This is a genomic window from Streptomyces sp. (assembly GCF_031178505.1).
Lineage (GTDB): Bacteria > Actinomycetota > Actinomycetes > Streptomycetales > Streptomycetaceae > Streptomyces > Streptomyces gulbargensis.
In genome coordinates, this window is the sequence record NZ_JAPSIW010000972.1 from 1 (window position 1) to 2068 (window position 2068).

General features: G+C 77.7%; 2 protein-coding genes. One reads left to right on the forward strand and one right to left on the reverse strand.

The features are described from left to right. Window positions 1-504: 504 nt before the first annotated feature. The gene (locus RIF68_RS35220) at window positions 505-1290 is read left to right on the forward strand and encodes a hypothetical protein (protein ID WP_309055642.1); all 786 of its coding nucleotides are present in this window, start codon (window positions 505-507) and stop codon (window positions 1288-1290) included. Between the two features lie 32 nt (window positions 1291-1322). Here the strand turns inward: RIF68_RS35220 and RIF68_RS35225 are convergent. After that, the coding region (locus tag RIF68_RS35225) for a WD40 repeat domain-containing protein (protein ID WP_375165795.1) at window positions 1323-2068 on the reverse strand (746 nt) is incomplete at its 5' end.

A 2068-nucleotide genomic window follows, 5' to 3' on the forward strand; every position in this document is an offset into this window, starting at 1 on the left:
TCCGGGGACGGCCCGGAGGCCGCACGGGGGGGCGGCGACGACGGGCCACAAGGCCCTCCGGGGCCGGCTCGTGCGGCCTCCGGGCCACACGAGGCCCTCCGGGGGCCCGGCCCGATCCGGGGACGGCCCGGCGCCGCACGGACGGGGCCCGCCCGGTGCGGTTCGAACGGGCCCACGGGGACCTCACCCCCCCGGGGGCCGGCCGTCAGCGGCGTACCGACCTCGGGAATTCACACCTTCGAGTTAGTACCCCGGAGTGAGGGTCCGGCCGGCGGCCGGTCTTCGGCGCCCGTCCCACGCGGGCGCCGAGGGCGGCCTGATCACGGGCCCGCGGGCACCGCCGGGCCCCTCCCACGGGTGGCCGAAGATCGCCGCCACCCACCCCCGCGCACTTGTGAAAACTTTCACCTGACCCCTTGGCGGGTGCCCCCGTTCGTGCTGAGATGCGGGTCTACTCAACAGCTCGATGGCGCGCTCGGGGAGGGCAATGTGGCGGACACCGCCATGTCTGGTTCCGAATCTAGGGGTGGCGACCGTCCGTCCCTCGCCTACGGCAAGGAGACTCCCGTGGAGACCGCCATATGGCGGCTCCGCTCCCGGGGCTGCTGGACGGACGCCGCCGCGCTGCTCGCGCCACGGGCGTCCGAACCGGCCGCCGCGCTGGAAAGGGCGGCGCTGCTCATCGAGCGCTGCCTCTACACGGAACAGGGCTGGGCCGAGGCGGACGAGGCCCTGCGGGCGGCCGAGGCGGTCGCCAGGACCGACGAGGAACGCGGGGCCGCGGCCTGCGAACGTGGCTATCTGGCTTACGCCTCCACTCTGTTGGGGGTCCGCGACCGGGCCGACGAGGCCCGGATGGCGCTGGGCCGGGCCGCCGCGCTGATCGGCCCCTCGGCGGCGGGCCGGCCGCTGCTGGACTTCCGGCGCGGCCTGGTGGCGCAGAACCTCGGCGACTCCCCGCAGGCGGCCCGCGCCGCGTACCGCAGGGCACACGCCGGCGCGGCCGACCGGGGCGACGCGCTGCTGCTCTCCTCCACCTGGCGCCATCTGGCCGGACTCGCCTTACGGGAGGGGGAGTTGGCGGAGGCACGGCACGGTTTCGCCGAGTCGCTCCGGATCCGCGAGGAGCTCGGCTACCTGGTCGGCACGGCCCCGGCGCTCACCGCGCTGGCCGACACCGAGACGGAGCCCGAGGCGGGACGCCTGCGCGCCGAGGCACGGCGCCTGTTCCGTCTGCTCGGCGGGGTACCGACCTGGCTGGCGGCCCAGCTGACGCCGCGTACCGCCTGAAAGACCGCGGGGACGCGCCGGTCGACGCTCCGTCACCAGGCGCGCGGGGTGAGGCGGACCAGGGTCTCGTCGGTGCCGAGCAGCAGATCGCCGTCGCCGGTGACCGCGACCGCGCGGACGGCCGGGCCCGGCCGGAAGGACGGGCACGGTCCGCCGTCCGGCCGGTGCAGGGCCACGAGGCCGTCGGCCCAGGCGACGGCGACGAGCGGCCCGTGCGGGGTGTCGGCGGCGTGCAGCGAGACCACCGGCGCCGCGCGCTCCGCGAGCAGTTCGGGGCGCGGGGCGCGCCCGGGGGTCCAGAGGCGGACCGTGCCGTCCGCCCCGCCCGAGCAGACGAAGGGCGCCGCGGTGTCCAGGGCGGTGACCGCCGTCACCCGGCCGCTGTGCAGGGCCGCCTGGTGCAGGCCGGTCAGCCCGAAGGCGTGCACCGAGCCGAGGCGGTCCCCGACGACCACGGAGCCGCCTATCGCCGCGAGGGCGGTGCCCGGGTGCCGGGTCAGGGTGGCGGAGACCGCCTCCGTCAGACGCCGCAGGTACGGGGGCCGGGGCGCCGTCCCGCCGACCGTGTGCAGCCGCCCCCGCTCGTCCAGGAGCAGCACCGTCCCGTCCGGGGTCGGCGCGAGCGCGGTCACCCGCCCCGCCACCTCGTGCGGAAGGCGCCCCGCGGGGCTGGCGTCGGCCGTGTGCAGCAGGCGTACGGCTCCGGTGCGGTCGCCGACCAGGAGCAGCCCCTCCTGGGGGCCGCCGGCCGCCCCGAGCACGGCGACCTGGCCGGGCC

Bases quoted from the DNA above. Each gene is read 5' to 3' on its own strand.
- RIF68_RS35220 (WP_309055642.1), top strand. From the start codon at position 505: ATGTCTGGTTCCGAATCTAGGGGTGGCGACCGTCCGTCCCTCGCCTAC.